4 protein-coding genes are annotated in these 4,411 nt (G+C 38.3%); 1 reads left to right on the top strand and 3 read right to left on the bottom strand.

Annotated features, from left to right (window positions below; all coding sequences use genetic code 11):
- From SOY52_RS05180 to SOY52_RS05190, 3 genes are all read right to left on the bottom strand, one after another.
- A partial coding sequence (locus SOY52_RS05180; protein WP_320847912.1) for a hypothetical protein occupies positions 1 to 566 on the bottom strand: 566 nt, incomplete at its 3' end.
- Positions 567 to 1,010: 444 nt separating this feature from the next.
- Positions 1,011 to 2,306, bottom strand: a complete 1,296-nt coding sequence (gene eno, locus SOY52_RS05185) for a phosphopyruvate hydratase (protein ID WP_320847913.1) — start codon at positions 2,304 to 2,306, stop codon at positions 1,011 to 1,013.
- A gap of 118 nt (positions 2,307 to 2,424) precedes the next feature.
- The gene (locus tag SOY52_RS05190; RefSeq protein ID WP_320847914.1) at positions 2,425 to 3,711 is read right to left on the bottom strand and encodes an NCS2 family permease; all 1,287 of its coding nucleotides are present in this window, start codon (positions 3,709 to 3,711) and stop codon (positions 2,425 to 2,427) included.
- Positions 3,712 to 3,890: 179 nt separating this feature from the next.
- Between SOY52_RS05190 and SOY52_RS05195 the strand changes: the two genes are divergently transcribed.
- A partial coding sequence (locus SOY52_RS05195; protein WP_320847915.1) for an amidohydrolase family protein occupies positions 3,891 to 4,411 on the top strand: 521 nt, incomplete at its 3' end.

Here is a 4,411-nt window from a genome sequence, read left to right on the forward strand (position 1 = left end):
CCAACAGAAGCCTTGAAACCTGCAACTTCTGCAGTTACACCTGGAGCCTTATTTAAAGCAAAAAGATCACCTGTTAAATCATCTGCAACATCTTTTTTATCTGTAGTTTCGTTACCAAATACATCTTTTACTGCTTCTTTATGTGTAGTAAATGACTTAGCATAGCTTGTTGCACCCTGTGTACCTGTGATAGATACCTTCCAGTTTGCTCCTGCTACATATGCTTCAGCTACCTTAAGAAATAAGCCTACACCATAGGTATTCTTATCAGCACTATCCCAAATATAAAGGCCTTTAGCAGTATCATCTTTTGATCCTTTAACTCTGTTAGCAACCTTAACACCCATTGTTGCCTTGATACCTGCATAGATATCACCCTCTGCAACATTGCCAGCTTCTGCTGTTGAGAGGTCTACATTTACATCAAAACCTGTTCCGTTTGAGAAACCATATTCTTTAGTCTCCCAGTTGTATCCGAGACCTACTGTAGCTTTGCCTGAGAAGCCTGCGAATACGGAACTAACTGCTAGAACTGCTACTAATAGAATAGCAATTGTCTTTTTCATAATTCCTCCAAATAATTCGGGAGACAATTCACAGGAATCATCTTTCCCCTTTATTCCATTATACAAGGTATATTTTAAAGTCACCTTGTGTAACTGTCAAGATAAATTCATATTTTGTACAAACGTTACATATTTTCGATATAATTTTTACATATTCATTACATAATTCTAATTAGTTTTACAGTATGTAATATAAACTTTACATTTTGGTCAATGATTTTTTGATTTTTCCTTTTTTGTTTTAATTACAAATTATTTTTTTTCGTAAAAATTAAAAATTATTAATTAGATTTTTCAGTTATCTTTTAGTTATTTTGTTTTATTTTTGAAGTTCTACTTTTTTTCTTCATATAACCATGAGTGCAGAAAAAAGTGTAGATTTAGTAGCAATAAAAAATACCCTCCAGAGTAATTCTAGAGGGCATGATAGACAATAATTATCTATTAGAGAACGCGGAATGCATCGCGGCCAGCATACTTAGCTGTGTCACCGAGCATCTCCTCGATTCTGATGAGCTGGTTGTACTTAGCAACACGGTCAGAGCGGCTCATTGAACCAGTCTTAATCTCACCTGTCTCGAGAGCTACTACGAGATCTGCGATAGTAACATCTTCTGTTTCACCAGAGCGGTGTGATACAACAGCTGTGTAACCATTTCTCTTAGCAAGGTCGATAGCTTCGAAAGTCTCTGTGAGAGTACCAATCTGGTTAACCTTGATGAGGATTGAGTTAGCAACACCCTTCTCGAGACCCATCTTGAGTCTTTCTGAGTTAGTAACGAAGAGGTCATCACCAACGAGCTGTACTCTGTCACCGATTCTATCTGTGAGCATCTTCCAGCCTTCCCAGTCATCTTCAGCCATACCATCTTCGATTGAGATGATAGGATACTTGTTAACCCATGACTCCCAGAGGTCAACCATCTGAGCAGAAGTGAGCTTCTCGTGAGTTGTCCACTTGAGTTCATATGTCTTTGTCTCTTCGTCATAGAGCTCTGATGAAGCTGGGTCAAGAGCGATCATGAAGTCGCCATCTCTACCTGCTGTGTAACCAGCCTTCTTAATAGCTTCCATGATAACTTCAAGAGCTTCTTCGTTAGACTGTAAGTCTGGTGCGAAACCACCTTCATCACCTACACCTGTGTTGTAGCCTCTAGCCTTTAATACGCTCTTAAGGTTGTGGAATACTTCAGCAACCATTCTAACTGCTTCCTTCATTGATGGAGCGCCGATAGGCATAACCATGAATTCCTGGAAGTCAACTTTGTTATCAGAGTGAGCACCACCGTTGAGGATGTTAGCCATTGGAACTGGGAGTGTGCAAGCCTTGTAAGCACCAAGGTACTTGTAAAGTGGGAGGCCAAGGAAATCTGCTGCTGCATGTGCAACTGCCATTGAAACAGCGAGAATAGCGTTAGCACCAAGCTTACCCTTGTTAGGTGTTCCATCGAGCTCGATCATAGCGCGGTCGATAGCAACCTGATCAAGTGCATCCATACCCTCAATAGATGGAGCGATGATATCATTAACATTATCAACAGCCTTTAAAACGCCCTTACCAAGGAAGCGGCTCTTGTCACCATCTCTGAGTTCAACAGCTTCGTGTACACCTGTTGAAGCACCAGAAGGTACAGCAGCACGGCCGAAAGAACCGTCTTCAAGAATAACATCAACCTCTACGGTTGGATTGCCACGAGAGTCAAGAATCTCTCTTGCAACGATCTGTTCAATAATACTCATTGTAATATTTCTCCTTATTTGGAAATCTATAAAATAATATCTGATATTTCTAGTTATAAGTCAAGATTAGATAAGGCACCCGAAGGTGCCTTATTATGTTTTTATTGTTTAATTTAACTTATTTTAAGATAAGGTAAATTAAGAATAGTACTGCAATAACAATTGTAGGTGCTGTGATATCCTTAGCTTTCTTTGTAACAAGCTTACCAATTACCCATGCGAGGATACCAAACATGATACCATTACTGATTGAATAAGAGAGTGTCATGAATGCGATTGTTAAGAATGCAGAGATACCATCTACTGGGTCTTCCCAATTAATCTTGCTAGCAGGTGACATCATGAAGAAACCAACCATGATTAATGCAGGAGCTGTTGCTGCTGATGGGATTGAACCAAAAAGTGGTGCTAAGAAGAGAGAAAGAACGAATAATATAGATACTGTGAGAGCGGTTAAACCTGTTCTACCACCTTCTACTACGCCTGCTGAGCTTTCAACGAATGTTGTAACTGTTGATGTACCAAGTACTGCACCAACTGTTGTACCAATAGCGTCAGCAAATAATGCTTCTTTACAGTTAGGGATTGTACCATCTGCTTTAACCATATCAGCCTTTGTAGCACATCCAATTAATGTTCCTACTGTATCGAACATATCAACAAAGAGGAATGTAAACATTACGATTAAGAAGTCAACTGTAAAGATGTTTGCAAACTCAAACTTGAAGAATGTTGGAGCAAGTGATGGAGGAAGGTAAGAGCCTCCAGCATACTTTGTTACACCAAATGGAATACCAACAATAGTTGTAAGGATAATACCAATAAGGAGGGAACCCTTAACATTCATGCACTGTAAAATAATTGTGATGATTAAACCAATGATTGCAACCATTGCAGGGCCAGGTGTTGTAATAGCACCAAGGTCAACAAGTGTAGCACCATCTACGATGATTCCAGCGTTCTGCATGCCAATAAATGCAATAAAGAAACCAATACCTACGCTAATTGCTTTCTTTAAGCTATCAGGAATACTATTTACGATTGCTTCTCTGATGTTGAAAATTGTAAGTACGATAAAGATAAGACCTTCAAGGAATACTGCGGTTAATGCGAACTGCCATGAATAACCCATTCCTAATACAACGGTGTATGCTAAGAATGCGTTAAGGCCCATACCTGGAGCCAATGCGAATGGCAAGTTAGCAACGAAAGCCATTACAAGTGTTGCAATCGCAGAAGAAAGTGCAGTTGCTGTAAATACAGCACCAAAATCCATACCTGAAGCAGATAGGATGCCAGGGTTAACAGCCAGAATGTATGCCATAGCTAGGAAGGTTGTTACACCAGCCATGATCTCAGTCTTGACGTCTGTTTTTCTTTCCTTAAGTTTAAATAATTTTTCCATACATACTCCTTTTTTAGAAAAATAGGTTACGTTACAAAGTAATTGTATACCTACTTTTTTTATTAGTGCAATAAAAATTTTATGTTTATGTAAATATCTTGTTTTTAAAATGAGTTTTTTAATTTTATTTAACACTATTTTGATTTTTAACTTATAATGTATGTATAAGGAGTAAAACCATGACAGATAAACTAGCCAGGAAAATCGTTGATGTAAGCATGAGCAGAGCTAAAGCTGACCTATGCTTAAAGAATGCTAATGTTGTTGATGTGTACAATAAAACAACATTTTTAACAGATGTATATATTGTAGATGGTTATTTTGCTGCATTCAAGGGTGCAATAGAAGCAAAAGAAACAATAGATGTTAAAGGTAAATATTTAATACCTGGATTTATCGATGCTCACTGTCACATTGAGTCATCACACCTGTCACCTTCAGCCTTTTCAGATGCAGTAGTTCCTTGTGGAACAACAACTGTAGTTGCTGACCCACATGAAATATGTAATGTAGCAGGCTTAGATGCCCTCTCCTATATGTTAAAAGCATCAGAAAACATACCACTCTCTGTTTTCTATATGTTCCCATCATGTGTGCCAGCTACCCCATTTGAGAATGCAGGTGCTGTATTAACAAGTGAAGATATATTAAAGGTAATTGATAATGAAAGAATTCTCGGTCTTGGTGAGATGATGAACTA

It is taken from the genome of Bullifex sp. (assembly GCF_034103065.1).
In the GTDB taxonomy this organism is placed as follows: Bacteria; Spirochaetota; Spirochaetia; order Sphaerochaetales; family Sphaerochaetaceae; genus Bullifex.

Excerpts from the sequence above, each read along its gene's own strand:
- eno (WP_320847913.1), bottom strand. The coding sequence starts at position 2,306 with ATGAGTATTATTGAACAGATCGTTGCAAGAGAGATTCTTGACTCTCGT.
- SOY52_RS05190 (WP_320847914.1), bottom strand. The coding sequence starts at position 3,711 with ATGGAAAAATTATTTAAACTTAAGGAAAGAAAAACAGACGTCAAGACT.